14 protein-coding genes and 1 pseudogene are annotated in these 17455 nt (G+C 48.6%); 2 read left to right on the top strand and 13 right to left on the bottom strand.

Annotated elements, in window-relative coordinates; all coding sequences use genetic code 11:
• Positions 1–611 precede the first annotated feature (611 nt).
• A complete protein-coding gene (locus tag VZT47_RS06050) occupies positions 612–1181 on the top strand; it encodes a hypothetical protein (protein ID WP_330224074.1) in 570 nt (189 codons plus the stop codon).
• 46 nt (positions 1182–1227) lie between these two features.
• Here the strand turns inward: VZT47_RS06050 and VZT47_RS06045 are convergent, their stop codons facing one another.
• From VZT47_RS06045 to purE, 13 genes and pseudogenes are all read right to left on the bottom strand, one after another.
• Complete coding sequence (locus VZT47_RS06045) at positions 1228–3192, bottom strand: sensor histidine kinase (protein ID WP_330224073.1); 1965 nt, start codon at positions 3190–3192, stop codon at positions 1228–1230.
• A gap of 16 nt (positions 3193–3208) precedes the next feature.
• Positions 3209–3898, bottom strand: coding sequence for a response regulator transcription factor (locus VZT47_RS06040; protein ID WP_330224072.1), 690 nt, complete (start codon positions 3896–3898; stop codon positions 3209–3211).
• A 179-nt stretch (positions 3899–4077) separates the two neighbouring features.
• Entirely contained in the window at positions 4078–4821 is a 744-nt protein-coding gene (gene pstB / locus VZT47_RS06035) for a phosphate ABC transporter ATP-binding protein PstB (protein WP_330224075.1), read from the bottom strand.
• Positions 4822–4892: 71 nt separating this feature from the next.
• The gene (gene pstA, locus VZT47_RS06030) at positions 4893–5819 is read right to left on the bottom strand and encodes a phosphate ABC transporter permease PstA (RefSeq protein ID WP_330224071.1); all 927 of its coding nucleotides are present in this window, start codon (positions 5817–5819) and stop codon (positions 4893–4895) included.
• On the bottom strand, positions 5816–6727 hold the full coding sequence (pstC, locus tag VZT47_RS06025; protein ID WP_330224070.1) for a phosphate ABC transporter permease subunit PstC: 912 nt from the start codon (positions 6725–6727) through the stop codon (positions 5816–5818). The genes pstA and pstC overlap by 4 nt, the downstream gene beginning before the upstream one ends.
• Positions 6728–6873: 146 nt before the next feature.
• Complete coding sequence (locus VZT47_RS06020) at positions 6874–7761, bottom strand: phosphate ABC transporter substrate-binding protein (RefSeq protein ID WP_330224069.1); 888 nt, start codon at positions 7759–7761, stop codon at positions 6874–6876.
• Positions 7762–8083: 322 nt separating this feature from the next.
• A complete protein-coding gene (purD, locus tag VZT47_RS06015) occupies positions 8084–9364 on the bottom strand; it encodes a phosphoribosylamine--glycine ligase (protein ID WP_330224068.1) in 1281 nt (426 codons plus the stop codon).
• A gap of 11 nt (positions 9365–9375) precedes the next feature.
• A pseudogene (purH, locus tag VZT47_RS06010) lies at positions 9376–10909 on the bottom strand (bifunctional phosphoribosylaminoimidazolecarboxamide formyltransferase/IMP cyclohydrolase).
• 81 nt (positions 10910–10990) lie between these two features.
• Positions 10991–11608: a phosphoribosylglycinamide formyltransferase gene (gene purN / locus VZT47_RS06005; RefSeq protein ID WP_330224067.1), complete on the bottom strand. Its 618-nt coding sequence runs from the start codon at positions 11606–11608 to the stop codon at positions 10991–10993.
• A complete protein-coding gene (gene purM / locus VZT47_RS06000) occupies positions 11601–12659 on the bottom strand; it encodes a phosphoribosylformylglycinamidine cyclo-ligase (RefSeq protein ID WP_330224066.1) in 1059 nt (352 codons plus the stop codon). The genes purN and purM overlap by 8 nt, the downstream gene beginning before the upstream one ends.
• Positions 12660–12668: 9 nt before the next feature.
• Entirely contained in the window at positions 12669–14090 is a 1422-nt protein-coding gene (gene purF / locus VZT47_RS05995; RefSeq protein WP_330224065.1) for an amidophosphoribosyltransferase, read from the bottom strand.
• Positions 14091–14174: 84 nt separating this feature from the next.
• On the bottom strand, positions 14175–15038 hold the full coding sequence (locus VZT47_RS05990) for a phosphoribosylaminoimidazolesuccinocarboxamide synthase (protein WP_330224064.1): 864 nt from the start codon (positions 15036–15038) through the stop codon (positions 14175–14177).
• Between the two features lie 35 nt (positions 15039–15073).
• The gene (purE, locus tag VZT47_RS05985; protein WP_330224063.1) at positions 15074–15565 is read right to left on the bottom strand and encodes a 5-(carboxyamino)imidazole ribonucleotide mutase; all 492 of its coding nucleotides are present in this window, start codon (positions 15563–15565) and stop codon (positions 15074–15076) included.
• Positions 15566–16105: 540 nt separating this feature from the next.
• On the opposite strand from purE, the gene dusB reads away from it, so the two are divergent.
• On the top strand, positions 16106–17101 hold the full coding sequence (gene dusB, locus VZT47_RS05980) for a tRNA dihydrouridine synthase DusB (RefSeq protein WP_330224062.1): 996 nt from the start codon (positions 16106–16108) through the stop codon (positions 17099–17101).
• The last annotated feature ends 354 nt before the right edge of the window (positions 17102–17455 follow it).

The following is a 17455-nucleotide window of genomic DNA, read 5'->3' as shown; positions in this document are numbered from 1 at the left end:
TGCCTTGCTCAAATAATTGCTTGAGGTTTTTACACCTCGCACATCGGCTTGATTCGTTCGCTGTACTGTTCAGTTTTCAAAGAATCATCGCTCCAAGCGACTTGATTATCATATCACGAAGTTTCGCTTTTGTCAAATTATTTTTTCAAATTTTTTCAAAAACTTTTTCGTGATGCCGCGAGTTGCGGTTTCATGATAATAACATATTTGTTTGAACCTGTCAACATTTTTCTTTGTTTCCGTTGTTTCTGAAGCTGTCTCTTGTGTTCAAGCGTATGTTATTATAGCAATTTGTATTTTTTCTGTCAAATACGCCGGATGACCGGCTGTCTGTTTTTACCTCTCCTGTTTTTTATAAAGTGTCTACATGAATTTCAATTTATAGTATGCTTGTTTATATTTCATTTCTTATGCAGGCTGTCTTATATGTTTGATCTTTACGACCTCTACTATCTATCATGAATCCTTTTTCTTATATGATGAAAAATAAAGAATAAAACGGATTTCAGACTGTCTTTAATTTTCATTTTCCTTTTGCTCTGTTTCTTTTGTTTTATTCATTTTAAAGCTATAATAAAGATAGAATCATCAGTTTGTAAAGGAGGGTTTCCATGAAGAAGATATTGATTTCCACTGCACTGGCCTCTCTGCTTCTGGCCTGCTCCGTTTCCGCCAACTGGGTCACCGGTGAGGCCACGGTACTTGCCGTTAACCGGGGAGAGGCTGCTTTTCATACAATTCTTTCTTCCGAGCAGCGTCTGGATGCCGGTATTTCATCGGTCGAAGGCGGTACGGGGGATGTCATTTTTTCCACTGCGTCTTCCGGCACCAGCCTGACCCTGAATTTCCCGGTTCGTCAGGTATCAGGCACCAGCAGCGATGGCAGCAGTTATACGGATGCCAGGCTTACGGTGACTCCCCTGATCAATACGGATAATGGCCGCCGTTTTTACCTGATTGAAGCCGGTTCTCCCAAAGGTACCCGGGTTATTGCTTATAAAAAAGGGAATTTCATATCTGCTTTTGATGCTTCTTCATTGAAAAAGGATTTTGATGAGCTGTCTTTCCAGGTTGGCAAAAAGGAGCTGATTCTTCATACAGTTAAAGATGGCAGCCCTGCTGATTATATTTTGAAATTCGACAATAGAACCGATTCATTCAGTGCCGCTCTCAAGGCATGAAAGATGCACCGCCTGTTTCCAGGTGGTGCATCTTTCATGTCCCTTCTTATTTCTTTTTCTTTTCTTCTTTATCCTTTGTCCGGTTTGAACCTTTTTCCCGGTCCAGGGATTTTTTCTTTTTCTTCTTGTTTTTCTTTTCCTTATGAATCGGTTTTTCCGGTTTCAGCATTTCTTCCCTGCTGGTTCCTGCTTCTTCTGCTTTTCTGTCTTCTTCAGCTTCCTGCTGTGCCAGGGCGCCGGATTCTGCTTCTTCCGCTTCCTGCCGGGCGGTAAGGGTTTCTATTTCTTCTTTGGAAACATCGGCTTCGCTGACTCTTGGAAGAATTACAGTCATGATAGTGCCTTTGCCTTCTTCACTGGAAACAGAAAGGTTTCCTTTGTGTTTGTCCACGATATGCTTACAGATGGCAAGGCCCAGACCAGTTCCGCCGGTAGCTTTGTTTCTGCTTTCTTCTGCCCGGTAGAATCGTTCGAAAACGCGGCTCTGTTTTTCTTTTGGAATCCCTATGCCTGTATCGGAAACCGTAAGTTTAATTTGATTTTCCCCTTCCGGTGCAAGTATGGCATGGACGCTGCCACCTACATTGTTGTATTTCACCGCATTGTCAAGAAGGTTCATAATGAGTTCAGATAGAAGAGCCGCATTGCCATAGGCATAGAGAGGTTCTGTATCTACGGTAATGGTGACATTTTTTGCCTTGGCCTGGGGTTCGATGAGTTCTGCCGCATAATGGACAAGGCTGTCCAGGGATACGGTTTTCCAGGTAATGGTGGTTTCCGTTTCTTCAATTCTTGACAGGTGCATGATGGTATCGATGAGGGTCAACATGCGGTGGGATTCATTGACGATCCGGCTGCCGAAGAATTTTACATCTTCCGGCTGCTGATACATGCCATTAGCAATCATTTCCGCAAATCCGCTGATAGAGGTGAGCGGCGTCTTCAGTTCATGGGAAACGTTGGCGGAAAACTCGCGTCTCATTTTTTCCGCCATATAGGAGGCAGTCATATCTCGAAGCACGATAAGAAGACCCTTTTGTCCGTCAGTCAGTTCAAGCTGCGTCATGACCATGCGATAGGGCTTGTCGAAAAGGTTCAGGGTATACTGCTGGCGCCCCTCGGTGCGATAAGCTTTCCCAATGACCCGGAGCCAGTCTTCATCGTGATAAAGGCTGGCAATGCGCCGATACCGTTTGTCTTCCCCCGGCTTGAATATTTCTTCTGTTTTGGTGTTGTAGAAAACAATTTCTTTATGGGCATTCAAAAGGATGATGCCATCGGAAATCGTGTTGAATACAATCTGAATGGTATTACGTTCTTCTTCCAGATCTTCCAGATAACTTTCTATTTCGTCATGCTGTTCTTCCACTTTGGAAATAAGGGGCTGCAGTTCTTCATACGCTGCCGGCGGGGTCACTTTTTTCCCTTCCATGATATCCTGTACCAGATCACCCAGGAGCTGGAAAGGTTTCAGGATTTTCAAGGTCTCTCTTTCAGCCGCGAAGAGGCATCCTACGATAAACGCGAGGAAAAAGATGGCAATTTCCGGAAGGTAGGCAGAAAAGCCCGCATAGGAGACGGAGCGCATGCTGGAAAGACGAAGGATGGAACCATCCGGAGCTTTTCGGGCATAGTAGCTCTTCGGATTTCCGCTGGCATCTTTATGAACGCCACTGCCCATGCCTTTTTCCATAGCTTCCCTGACTTCCTTGCCGGAAGCATAGTCTTCATCGGTTACGCCATCGCTGTCGTAAATTACGAAGCCTTTATCATCGAGCCATACGATATGGATGGTTCCCTTGTTTTCCTTAAAAACCCGGCCGAGGTAGTCTTTTCCCCGGGCCTCTTCGTCCATAGAAAGAGATTCAGCCATGACTATGTTCAGGTGCTGAACTTCATGGCTGAATTGCTCCACCATGCCCTGATAGTAGAGCACGGCGGAAAGGATAAAAGTAAGGACCACGGACAGGATGCCCATGAGTAAAAGGCTTCGATAGATGCGGACTTTCATGTAATGTTACTGCTCCTTAGGATTTTCTGTCGCCCAGGCGGTAGCCCACGCCCCGGACCGTCCGGATGGCTGCGCCTTCACTTCCCAGCTTCTGGCGCAGACTCATGATATGCATATCGATGGTACGGCTTTCCATTTCAAAGGGAGAGTCCCAAACGGCCTGCATGATCTGGTCACGGGATAGAACGATGCCTTTATTTAACAGCAAATAGCACAATAAGTCAAATTCTTTCAGTGTCAGTTGTACTTCTTTACCACTGGCCGTAACGGTATGCTGTTCCTGATCCACCACAATTCCTTCAAAAGAAAGCAGCTTCTTCCCCTGTTCCTGAAGGTTCTTTGTACGACGAAGTACAGAACGGATACGGGAAAGGAGTTCCATGATGCCGAAAGGTTTGGTCACATAATCGTCGGCGCCGAGATCGAGCCCTTTGACCACATCAAATTCGCTGGTCTTGGCAGTCATCATGATAACCGGAGTATTCTGCAGCTTGCCCGGGGCACGGAGTTTTTTCAGAATGGTCAATCCATCTTCTCCCGGAAGCATGATATCAAGAAGAATCAGATCCGGTACGTTTTTCTGAAGAGCATCATAAAATTCCTGAGCCTCACCAAACCCGGCTACTTTATACCCCTGTCCACGGAGTGCATAACTTACAAGTTCCCGGATACTTTCATCATCTTCAACACAGTAAATCAGCGCCATATGGGCCTCCATAAAAATATATAACCAAAGCCGGCAAGCAAAATGTGCCTGCCGGTTGACTTATCAACTTGATTCTATTTTACCATAATTTCCAATCTGATACACTTCTGCGGAAGACAAACTCCGACAGCAGGAAATGAAAAGTTTTCCAGAAAAGCCTTTCGCAATATGAATATATATCAGCCGAAATTGCCAGATACGTAACGAATCGTTCTTTCTTCCTGCGGATTTTCGAAAATCTGATTTGTTTCGCCAAATTCCACCATTTCTCCCAGGTAGAAGAAGGCAGTCTTATCAGCGATTCGCTGAGCCTGCTGCATGTTGTGGGTAACCATGATGACGGTGTAATCCTTTTTCAGTTTTACAGCCAGGTCCTCGATATGAGCCGTGGAAATCGGGTCCAGTGCGGAAGTAGCTTCGTCCATGAGAAGGACTTCCGGTTCAACCGCAAGGGCTCTGGCAATGCAGAGACGCTGCTGCTGGCCACCGGAAAGGCCGAGAGCCGATTTATGAAGACGGTCTTTCAGTTCATCCCAGATGGCTGCCTGGCGGAGGGAACGTTCCACGATATCATTGAGTTCGCTCTTTTTGGTGATGCCTTTCAGTCTTGGTCCGTAAGCGATATTGTCATAAATGCTCTTGGGGAACGGGTTCGGCTGCTGGAATACCATGCCTACATGGCGGCGAAGAACGATGGGATCCACGTCAGTGTAGATATTGGTGCCGCCAAGGAGAATCTGTCCTTCCACGCGGCAGCCTGCCACGAGGTCATTCATTCTGTTCAGGGTACGGAGGAATGTGGATTTGCCGCAGCCGGAAGGTCCGATGAGAGCGGTAATCTGATTCTTTTCGATGCGGAGGTTAACTTTCTTCAGTGCCTGGAATGCGCCATAGTAGAGATCTACATCCTTGCAGTCGAACATGATGTTGGAATATACGGAAATGGCGGATGCGGAAGCCTGTGCATTCACTGCCATAGAGTCATTGTTTGTCATTATGCGTTTTCTCCTTCTGTCTTCTTGGTTACATACCGGCTTACCAGTCTGGCACCGATACTGAATACTAATACCATGATCATAAGTACGGCTGATGCGGCAGCAGCGGTATCAGCTGCACCTGCGCCCACGCCTTCGGTACGGGCTGCCCATACCTGGAGGGAAAGGGTTTCACCGGGGCGGAATGGATTCAACGGGCAGGCCGGAGAAGCCAGATTCCAGTTATTCCAGTTAATATCAGTGGACATTCCGGCGGTATACAGAAGGGCGGCTGCTTCGCCAAAGCCTCTTCCTGCTGCCAGGATGACACCTGTTACAATGGGTCCAATCGTAGCGGGAAGCATAACATGCCAGATGGTTTCAAAGTGAGTAGCACCAAGGGCAAGGGAGCCTTCTTTATAACCGGAAGGAAGCGTTTTGAACGCATCATAAGTCGTAGAGGTAATTAATGGAAGGGAAAGTACGGATACGGCCAGAGAGCCGGCAAAAAGGCTCCACTGGGAATGAACCATAATGATGAATACCAGGTAGCCGAACAGGCCGACTACTATGGAAGGCAGGGAAGACAGCGTTTCAATAGCCATACGAAGAGAATTGGTTACTCTTCCGGGCGGCGCATATTCAGCCATGTAGACACCTGCGAATACACCAATCGGAACGGAAATAATCAGAGAAAGTACAACGAGATAAACAGTATTGAAGAACTGGTTTCCAATACCGTTGATACCGAAGGAAAAGATTTCTGGTTTGAGTGCCTTTACCCCGCCCCAGACCACATAGAGGGTGAAAGCGATCAGCAGAAGTACGAAAGCAGCAGAAACGACATAGAAGAATCCGGTTGCGACATGATCGGAGAAACGGGCTTTTTTCAGGCCTGCATCGATATAGCGGAGGTTCAAAGCCCCCTCATTTGACGGCTGTGTCATGCTAATTTCTCCTTTCTTGCAGCAATCAGATGAATCAGGAGGATAAAGATCAGGGAAATAATGAAAAGCAGGAGTGCCATGGTCCAGAGGGCAGAGTTCAGTTCCCCGCCATCCATAGCACCGCCCATATCAGAAGCAATGGCTGCGGTCAGGCTGTTAGTCGGAGCAAGAAGACTGGATGGGAAAGATTTCATCTTGCCGATGACCATGGAAACTGCAAGAGCTTCACCAAAGGCTCTGGCAAGACCCAGGACGATGGCAGTCAGGATGCCCGGCAGAGCCGCCGGAATCAGGACTTTATAGATCATCTGCCACCGGGTAGAGCCCAGACCGTAAGCACCTTCAATAAATTTCTTGTTTACTGTGCGAAGCGCATCTGCAGAGACGGAGGTAATCGTCGGATAAATCATGACGGAAAGAACGATGGATGCCGCCAGCACGCACTGTCCATGAGGAAGGTTGAATACCTTCTGTAATAGAGGAACGAGCACGACCAGGCCTACCCAGCCATAGACTACGGATGGAATGCCTACAAAGATTTCTACTGCCGGACGAATGACCTTTTCTCCCAGTTTCGGAGAAATCTGGGTCATGAAAACGGCTGTGCAGATTGAAAACGGAATGGCAATGACAAGTGCAAGGAAGCAGGTGAGGATGGAGCCCCAGATGAAGATGGCCGCACCGACTTTTCCGCCGCCTACGTCCGTATCGGAAGGTCTCCAGGCGGAGGAGAAAAGGAATTCACCGATGCTGTGGTGGAAATCCGTAAATGTGAGCATGCCTTTTGCCAGAAGGAAGCACCCGATGGCAATGGTGAGGACGATGAGGAACAGCCCGCATATGGTGGAAACGCTCTTCCCCAGTATTTCTCTTCGGAACATATGCTGCTGCCGCATATTGCTTTCCATAATTTCTTGATTCAACCCCTTTGTTGAAATACGGGAAAGGCAGCCACAGAATCTCCCTGCGACTGCTTTTCCCGTTTGAATTCATTTTGTCAGGTCTTTTGACCTTTTATCTGCGGGGAAAGTCTCTCCGCCTCCGGCTTACCGGATTATTTTTTCTTCATCTTGGAGGATACGCCGTAGCCCTGTTTTTCAATTTCTACGCCGTATTCATCGCTCATGACATAATCGATATAGGCTTTAACAGCACCGGTTGCTTCACCCTTGGTGTACATGTGTTCATAGCCCCAAACCGGATATTTGCCGTTGTAGGTATTTTCCAGAGTCGGTGCTACACCGTCGATGCCGATCGGCACAACGTCTTTGTTGTTGACGAGATAGGACAGAGCTACATAGCCGATAGCGCCTTTGATCTGGGCAATGGACTGGATCAGTGTGCCGCTATCATCGGTTTCCAGGGATTTGTTGGAAGCTTCTTCAGCGCCGGCCAGAGCCAGTTCAGTGAAGAGGGCACGGGTGCCGGAAGTGGTCGGACGGGTTACGAGGACGATTGGTTCATCCGGGCCGCCAACGTCTTTCCAGTTGGTAACTTTTGCAGTGAATACATCCTGCAGCTGTTTTTTGGTCAGGCTCTTTACCTTGTCGCCGATATCTTTATTGGCAACCGGAGCAACGGTGAGAACGCATACTTTGTGGTCTACGAGTCCTTTCGCTTTATCAGCAGGAAGCTTCTTTTCAGCCGGAACATCGGAGTTGCCGATGTTTACGGAGCCTTCAGCTACCTGTTTCAAGCCGGTGCCGGAACCGCCTGCATTCAGGGTAATGGAAACGTCAGGGTTCTTTGCCTTGAATTTAGCTGCTGCATCCTTAGCGAGAGGGAGCAATGCGGAAGAGCCGGAAACGGTTACCTGTCCGGAAACTTTGGAGCCAGAAGCTGCCGCGCTTTTTGCCGGAGCGGAATCTCCGCCGCCGCAGCCTGCTGCTGCTACCAATGCTGCACCGGAAAGAGCTACTGCCATCCACTTTTTAAGATTCATGTTAATCCTCCTTGAAACAAATGATTATTGTTTTTGTTGCGTTGTACATAGTGTAAAGGATGGATGTAAAAATGAAAGGCTTAAGCAGGTATACTTTCCGTCTAGTTTGTAACAGCTTTGTAAAGTCGAATTTTCCTGTTTTTACGAAATATTGAATTCATGGACTCCATATCAGGATGAATGACTATGCGAAAAGTTTTATTTATGACAAATCGGGACCGTTCGTAAAATTGTATATTCCCCTCTCAAAGCAGCTGCAATAAAGGCCTGTATATCCCACACAAAAAGGCACCTCATGATGAGATGCCTTTGGGGGAACTATTTATTTCTTTTCTTCCAGATGCCGGAGTCCCTTGTCCGCAATATCTTTGCGATACTGGACGCCCCGCCAGTGAATCTTTGAAACGCCTTCGTAGGCTTTTGCCTTCGCTTCAGCCAGGCTCGGCGCCAGGGCTACCACATTCAGTACGCGGCCGCCATTGACGAGGAATTGTCCATGTCTCCTGACCGTACCGGCATGGAAAACAATGCAGCCCGCTTTTTCTGCTTCTTCCAGACCGGAAATAACTTCCCCGGAAGAGTGGGAGGCAGGATAGCCTTCCGATGCCATGACTACATCAACGGCACAGCCTTTTTTCCACTTGACTTCTTCTTTTGTCAGTTTTCCATGAACACAGTCGAGCATGACCCGGGCAAGGTCGCCGTCAAAGAGAGGAAGGACGACTTCCGTTTCCGGATCACCGAAACGGCAGTTGAATTCGACAACTTTCGGGCCTTCGTCAGTAATCATAAGGCCTGCATAAAGGCAGCCGACGAAAGGATATCCTTCTTTTTTCATGGCCGCCATCATGGGACGGAGAATTTTTACCTTGACTTCGTCCATCATATCGTCAGTCATAACCGGTGCCGGCGCATAGGCCCCCATACCGCCGGTATTGGGTCCTTTATCACCGTCAAAAATACGTTTATGGTCCTGAGAAGAAATCATGGGGACTACGGTGGTTCCATCGCAGAAGCAGAGAACCGATGCCTCTTCCCCTTCCATAAATTCTTCGATGACTACGGAACGGCCTGCACCGCCGAAAGAATGCCCTTCCAGCATATCCCTGACGGTGTCGATGGCTTCTTTTTCAGTCTGGGCGATAATAACGCCTTTGCCTGCGGCAAGTCCATCGGCTTTAATAACGATTGGATATTTCTGATTGGCTTTCAGGTATTCCACGGCCTTGTCTTCATCGGTGAATACTTCATAAGCCGCCGTGGGTACGCCGTATTTCTTCATCAGGTTCTTTGCAAAACCTTTGGAGCCTTCGATGCGGGCGGCCGCTTTGGAGGGTCCAAAGAATGCCAGGCCCTTTTCGGCAAATTCATCAGCCAGCCCTTCGGTGAGGACGGTTTCCGGACCTGCCACAGTAAGGTCCACATTCATAAGTCTTGCAAAATCGATGATATCTTCATGACCTTTCACGGGAATAAGATGAGCCACATCGCTCATACCGTCATTGCCCGGAATGGCATATACTTCAGTGACGGAAGGACTCTGGGCCAATTTCCAGAGGAGGGCATGTTCCCTGCCGCCGCTGCCAATAACTAATACTTTCATTTATACCTCTCTCAGCTGTGACGGAAATGTCTGTGTCCTGTAAATACCATGGCAATACCGTACTTGTTTGCCATATCGATGGATTCCTGATCCCTGATGGAGCCGCCGGGCTGGATGACCGCAGTGATCCCCGCTTTGCCGGCTGCTTCAATGGTATCGCCGAAGGGGAAGAACGCATCGGAGCCCATGACGGAGCCTTTTGCTTTTTCACCTGCTTCCGCAATAGCGATATCTGCGGAACCGACACGATTCATCTGACCTGCGCCAACGCCGAGAGTGACATCTTTTCCAGTAAGGACGATGGCATTGGATTTGACGTGTTTAACAACTTTCCATGCAAATTCAAGAGCCTGCCATTCTTCTTCTGTCGGGGCGCGGTCGGTGACGACTTTGCAGTCTTTTCTCGTTTCAGCGCTGTTATCCGGAGTCTGGACAAGAAGGCCTCCGGAAACTTTATGAAGCTGGAGCTCCTCTTCGAAAGCGCCCGGCACTTCGATGAGACGGATATTTTTCTTTGTTTCCAGGATATCGAGGGCTTCCTGGCTGAATTTCGGAGCCATAACGACTTCAAAGAAAATCGGTTTCATGGCTTTGGCAGTTGCTTCGTCGCATACCTGGTTCATGGCCACGATACCGCCGAATGCGGATTTGCTGTCTGCATTAAATGCCCGTTCAAAGGCATCGAGGGCATCTTTGCCAAGGGCTGCGCCGCAGGGGTTGGTGTGTTTGACGATAATGCAGGCCGGCTGGTCTTTCCATTCGCAGCAGAGATCCCAGGCTGCTTCCATATCCACAATATTATTGTAGGAAAGTTCTTTGCCATGAAGCTGCTTTGCGGCAGCAATGCCGCCTTTGGCTTCAGGGTCTTTGTAAAATGCCGCTTTCTGGTGCGGGTTTTCGCCGTAACGGAGATCCTGCAGCTTGACAAAAGCTTTTGCATATACGTCCGGAAGAACTTCTTTATTTCCTGTCACTTCTTTCGTGAGATAGTCCGCAATGGCACAGTCATAGAGACCGGTATGCTTTCCGGGAAAGGCTCAGGCGGAATTCCTCGTCCAGGGTATCATTCTTAATCCGTTCCAGGATTTCACCATACTGGGAAGGGTCCACGACGATAGTTACATATTTATAATTCTTTGCTGCCGCGCGAACCATGGACGGACCGCCGATATCGATATTTTCGATGGCTTCTGCTCTGGTCACATTCGGCTTTGCAATGGTTTCACGGAAAGGATACAGATTGACTGCCACCAGATCGATTCCTGTAATGCCATGTTCTTTCATGGCTTTCACGTGGTCCGGATTATCACGGATAGCCAGAATGCCTCCGTGAATTTTCGGATGGAGTGTCTTGACACGGCCATCCATCATTTCCGGGAAACCGGTTACTTCGGAAACGGATTTCACCGGAACACCGGCTGCCGCAATGGCTTTCATGGTACCGCCGGTGGAAATAATTTCCACGCCCAGTTCATGAAGGCCTTTTGCAAATTCAACAACCCCAGTCTTGTCGGAAACGCTGATCAGGGCTCTTTTTACTGCCATATAGATTCCTCCTTTTATAAATGTAATGATATGGAAAGTGGAGGGCCGCCGGGGCCTTTTCCCACTTATGGTCAATAAATCTTATTTTGTATGCATACCGGAAACGTGATGGCCTGCGATTTTAAGCTCATCTGCGCAATATGCAGTCACGACGCGCACATAAGCCGGATGTTCCTGCTGGAGAATCCTGTCCGCCAGGGTATCTTCCGTATCATCATCATAAACCGGAACTGCCACCTGGGTAATAATCGGTCCGTCATCGAGACCTGTGCCTACAAAATGAACCGTGCAGCCGGAAACTTTGACTCCTGCTTCTACGGCCTGCCGCTGGGCATGTAATCCGCGGAATGAGGGAAGAAGGGCCGGATGGATATTGATGATTTTATTTTCAAAAGCATTAATCAGGTTTTCCCCGCAGATTCTCATATAACCGGCAAGGCAGATGAGATCAGGATTATAGGATTTGGCTGCTTCCAGAATTTTTTCATTGAAATCAGCCTTGTCTCTGCAGGCTTTCATTTCAATGACCGTAGTCGGCACATTCCAGCGTTCTGCGCGTTTGAGTACCTGCGCATCGGCATGGTCGCAGATGACGCCGATGACTTCCCCATTGACCGTACCATTGATGGCAGCTTCATGGATGGCTTCGGCATTGGAACCGCGGCCGGATGCGAAGATGAGGATTCTTTTTTTATTCATGGAAAAGACCACCATTCACGATGACGTCCTGATTTCCTTCGGTGATTTCGCCGACTTCGTAAACCGGTTCATCGATGGATTTCAGGATTTCCTTTGCTTTTTCCGCATTTTCACGGGAAAGGATGAGAAGCATGCCAAGGCCGCAGTTGTAGGTGCGGTACATTTCATGGGGTTCTACTCCCCCTTCCTTCATGAGGAACGGGAAAATAGGGAGGAGCGGCCATTTGTCCGCGTCCAGTACGGCCCGGGTGCCCTTCGGGAGGACTCTGGGGATATTGTCATAGAAACCGCCGCCGGTGATATGGACAAGGCCTTTTACGGTAGTGCCTTTAAGGACAGGCAGAACCGGCTTCGGATAGAGGCGGGTCGGAGTGAGAAGAACTTCTCCCAAAGGTTTGCCAAGATCGTCGTAAACCTTATCCAGAGAAAGGCCGTTATCTTTAATAATGCGGCGTACAAGGGAATAACCGTTGGAATGAACGCCGGTAGAAGGGAGACCGAGAATCACATCACCGGGGGTAATGGTCTCACCGGTAATGAGATCTTTCCTGTCTACGATACCTACGGCAAAGCCGGCTACATCATAGTCTCCTGCCGCATAGAAACCTGCCATTTCAGCCGTTTCGCCGCCAAGAAGGGCACACCCTGATTCAATGCAGGCATTGGCTACACCTTTCACGATTTCAGCCATCAGTTCCGGTTCCAGTTTACCGGTAGCGATATAGTCCAGGAAGAAGAGAGGTCTTGCACCCTGAACAAGGACATCGTTAACACTCATGGCTACACAATCCTGTCCGATGGTATCATGAATTCCCATCTCAATGGCCAGACGGAGTTTCGTACCCACGCCGTCAGTACCGGAAACGAGAATCGGGTCTTCTCCCATTTCATCTTTCAGACGGAAAAGTCCGCCAAATCCGCCGATGTCTCCCATGACACCACGGATATAAGTGGCCTGCACTGATTTTTTGATCAGCTCCACTTCTCTTTCACCGGCATCAATATCCACGCCGGCTTCCGCGTAGGTCAGGCCTTTTTTCTTTTCGCTCATATTTCCTCCTTATTCCTCATCTTCCATGCTGCCAAGACCGTTATGGGGAACCGGTTCCGGATATACCCCGTCGAAGCAGGCAAAGCACATGTCGGTCTCTTTGATATGGGAAATAGATTCTGCCAGTCCTTCCTGGGACAGGTAATGAAGGGCGTCAGCGCCAATCATCCTGCAGATTTCCTCAGTCGAAAATTTTGCCGCAATCAGCTGCTTTCTTTCTGCCGTATCAATGCCAAAGAAACAGGGATAACGGACAGGCGGCGAACTGATGCAGAGTTTGATTTCTTTTGCTCCCGCATTCTTGAGAAGGTTGATGATGATACCGCTCGTGGTACCGCGGACAATGGAATCGTCCACGAGAATGATCCGTTTCCCTTCCACGTTCATGCGAATGGGGTTCAGTTTCATGCGGACAGCCCGTTCTCTTTTTTTCTGGCCCGGCTGGATAAAGGTACGGCCCATATATTTATTTTTCAGAAGGCCTTCCACAAAGGGAATCCCGGAAGCCTGTGCATAGCCCAGGGCGGCCACGTTGCCGGAATCCGGCACGCTCATGACCACGTCCCCCTCATAATGGGTTTCTTCCCAGAGTTTCCTGCCCATATTGAGCCGGGCCTGGTAAATGTCCTGGCCGTTCATGATGGAATCGGGGCGGGCGAAATAAATATATTCGAAAGAGCAGATGCCGTGGCGATGGGATTCCACCGGGCAGTACATGGTGGAATGGACACCTTCATCATTGATGCAGACAATTTCACCGGGAAGCACATCTCTCACAAACGTGGCATCGATGGCATCGAGGGCGGGCGTTTCAGAGGCAAGGACCCAGCCTTTTTCTGTTTTCCCGATGACGAGAGGCCGATAGCCGAAGGGATCCCGGCAGCCGTAAATGGCATCATTCGTGCAGGCTACGATGGCATAGGCCCCATGGATTTCATCCATGAGTTCCAGGAATTTTTCTTCCATGGAGGGGCTGCGGCTTCTGGCCAGCAGTTTGATAATAACCTCTGTATCCATGGAAGTAGAAAACGTATTTCCTTCCAGAAGGAGACGGCGGCGAAGATTTTTCGTATTCACCAGATTGCCGTTATGAGCCAGGGCAATGGGGCCGGTGATGCTGTCTGCCTGAAGAGGCTGCACATTCACCGGAATAGAAGATCCGGTAGTGGAGTAGCGCACATGACCGATGCCGATGTGGCCTTCCATCTGAGGAGGATTCCGGAAGACTTCGGTGACCAGACCCATGGCCTTGAAAGTTTCCATATGTTTCCCGTCAGAAACGGTGATGCCGGCACTTTCCTGTCCTCTGTGCTGCAGGGCAAAGATACCGTAGTAGGTTTCGTAAAACGCCGACAGCTCCCGGTCAAAGATACCGAAAACGCCGCATTCTTCATGGGGTTTGTCGTCGTAAACGTCCATATTTCTATACATTACAGAATTCTCCTGTCTTTACTATAAGGGTGCCGGGAAATCCCGGAAGGGACTTGCGTCCTGATTTCTGCAGATCAATAGATATCAGAATTTTTCACCGGTCAGAAGTTCATAGGCTTCTTTGTAGAGGGCATTGGTCTTGTCGATGATTTCCTGCGGAACGGTGTCGCCGGGATTTGCTTTCAGGTAGTCGCGGACAAACTGTTTATCATAGGAAGGCTGGCCGTGTCCTGCTTCATAGCCCTTTGCCGGCCAGAAACGGGAGTTGTCCGGAGTCAGCATTTCGTCGCCAAGAACGATATTTCCTTCTTCATCCAGACCGAATTCAAACTTGGTATCTGCAATAATGATGCCTTTTTCAAGAGCATAGTCAGCGCATTTATTGTAAAGAGCGAGAGTCAGTTCAGACAGTTTTTCCATGTATTCCCTGCCTTTGCCGGGGAAGAATTTCTCTACCCATGCAACGCCTTCTTCCATGGAAATATTCTGGTCATGTTCACCGGCCGGAGCCTTGGTGGACGGGGTGAAAATCGGCTGCGGGAGCTTCTGGCATTCCTTCAGGCCTTCCGGCAGTTTGATGCCGCAGACTTTACCGTCTTTCTGATAGCCTTCCCAGCCGGAGCCGGTGATATAACCGCGAACGATGCATTCTACCGGAATCATATTCAGCTTCATGGTCTTCATAGCGCGGCCTTCGAATTCAGGTGTCTGGAAGAATTCAGGCATATCTTTGGTATCGATGGAAATCATATGGTTCGGAACAATGTCTCTGGTATGGTCGAACCAGAATTTGGACATGCGGTTCAGGACTGCGCCTTTTTCCGGAATCGGGCATTTCAGGATATTGTCGAAGGCGGAAATACGGTCCGTGCAGACCATAACGAGGCTGTCACCGAGATCATAAAGTTCACGGACTTTACCGGATTTGAAGGGTTTGTATTCTTTCATTGTCTATCTCCTTATTTATGAATATGGTAGAAATATTATTTCCCCAGTTCTGCCTGGAGTTTTGCATCTTTTTCGTAAATTTCCCCGGCTGCCTTTTCACGGTAAGCTTTGTACTTCTCGAAAAGATCCGTTTCGGAAACAGCGCCGATTTCAATGGCCAGGAAAGCAGCATTTTTCGTGCCGTCAATAGCTACGGTAGCCACCGGAATTCCGGAAGGCATCTGCACAATGGAGAAAAGAGCATCCATACCGTCCAGTTTTGCCCCGGAAAGCGGTACTCCGATCACCGGTTTTAAAGTCAGGCTGGCAACAACTCCCGGAAGAGCGGCAGCCATACCGGCACCGGCGATAAAAGCTCCAACCCCTTTCTTTTCTTCTGCTGCCACGAAATCAGCCAGTTTCTTTGGCGTACGATGAGCAGAAGCAATGGTTACGTCATAGGTGACCCCAAAGTCATCGAGAATGCCAAAGGCCTTCTTCATGACCGGTAAATCGGAATCACTGCCCATAACAATTCCAACATGCATGATTTCCTCCCCTTCTTGAGGCAGAACCTCAAAAAAAATCTCCTTTGCCTGCCTTAAAACAGACCAAAGGAGTCCTCTTTACCTGCGGATGGAACGCGGGTTGTCAGGGAAAGAGCGCCACAGCAAAAAAAGCTGCAAACCATGATGCCTTTAGAAATACAGATTTCATAGGACATGGCAGTTCCTCTCCCCTTCGAGATAAAAAAGCCTGCGCCTTACCCATGCACAAGCCTGAAATATGTTCCGTCTTTTTCCGACGTTCCTTAATCATTCTAATATTAAAAAATTCTCTTGTCAATGAATTTTAATGCTCCAAACTCCCGTCCTTGTCGGTCGTTTTAAATTATAATTAAAACTTAAAATTTTTGTTTTTAATCGTTCATTTAAACATTTTGTTTCTAATTCTATTAATTTTGTTTTAATTTTTCTTAAGGGGGGTGATATTTTGGTTTTCCGTTTTGAAAAGATTCCTTCCCGCTGATTTGCAGGAACCTGCTGCAGGGTATATAATCATTTTCGTGAATTTTCAGGAGGAAATCTATGTACCCAAAACCGAAAATCGGAAATCTGACTCTGGACGGCTGGGCACTCCTTGCTCCTATGGCAGGAGTGAGCGATCTGGCGTACCGGGTCATTGCCCGCCATATGGGGGCCGCCATGACGACAGCAGAAATGGTGAGTGCCAAAGGGCTTTACTATAAAAATGAAAAAACAAAAGATATGCTGGCCATCGATCCCACGGAACATCCCGTGGCGCTCCAGCTATTTGGAAGTGATCCGGCCATCATGGCCCTTGGAGCAAAAGAAATGGAAAAAGCCGGCCCCGACGTCATTGACATCAATATGGGCTGCCCCATGCAGAAAGTCATCAAAAACGGAGACGGCTCAGCTCTTATGAAAAACATCCCCCTCGCCGCTTCCATCGTAAAAGCCATGGTTTCTTCCGTAAAAGTACCGGTTACTGTCAAAATGCGGCTTGGCTGGTCAAAAGATTCGGAAAACTGCACGGAACTTGCCATGGCAGTGGAAGAAGCAGGCGCATCGGCCATTACCGTCCATGGCCGGACAAGGGAAGATTTTTATACAGGAAAAGCGGACTGGAAAAAGATTGCGGAAGTCGTAAAAGCAGTCAAAATTCCAGTCATTGGAAACGGGGATGTCATGGATGGCCCTTCGGCAAAAGCCTTAATGGATGAAACAGGCTGCAGCGCCGTGGCTATCGGCCGGGCGGCCTGGGGGAATCCATGGATTTTCAGGGAGGTAAATACCTATCTGGAAACGGGAAAAATCCTTCCCCCGCCCACCTGGGAAATGCGGCTTGCCATGTCGAGGAAGCATCTGCGCGGCCTTGTCCTGGAAAAAGGAGAGAACCGGGCCATTCGTGAAATGCGGGCCCATGCCAGCCGATATTTTCATGGCCTTCCCGAAGCCGCAGCGCTTCGCAGGGAAATCATGAAGGCCCTGACGGAAGAAGAATACAACCGTACTCTCGACCTCTATGAAGAAGCCAGAGGTCTTGAAGAAACGGATCTGTAAAATCTTTAAAAACTCATTCCGCGGCAGGACCTGCCTTCCCGGGGCCATCTGCAGAAACCGTTCTGTGACAGGGCGGTCTGAAATGATTAACCTTACCCGGCCAATAAAAAAAGCCCGAACCTTTCGGTTCGGGCTTTTGGGCATAAGAAAACCCTCCTTTTGAAACATCTGGATGGCTTTTGCCAGGTTTCCGTATGTGCGGCTCAATCGGTGCAGAAATCGTTAGCTTATACGTATGCGTTGCCGTGATACAACGCCGGTGACAGAATCGTCTGGCTTTGCCGGAATTTTGTTTCATCCGGAGGAATTTTCTTTTTTGTTTTAACAACCTTGTAAACGGGAAAGCTGTACAGC

It is taken from the genome of Dialister sp. (assembly GCF_036343215.1).
Taxonomy (GTDB): Bacteria; Bacillota; Negativicutes; order Veillonellales; family Dialisteraceae; genus Dialister.
This window is presented reverse-complemented; position numbering and strand designations above follow the sequence as displayed.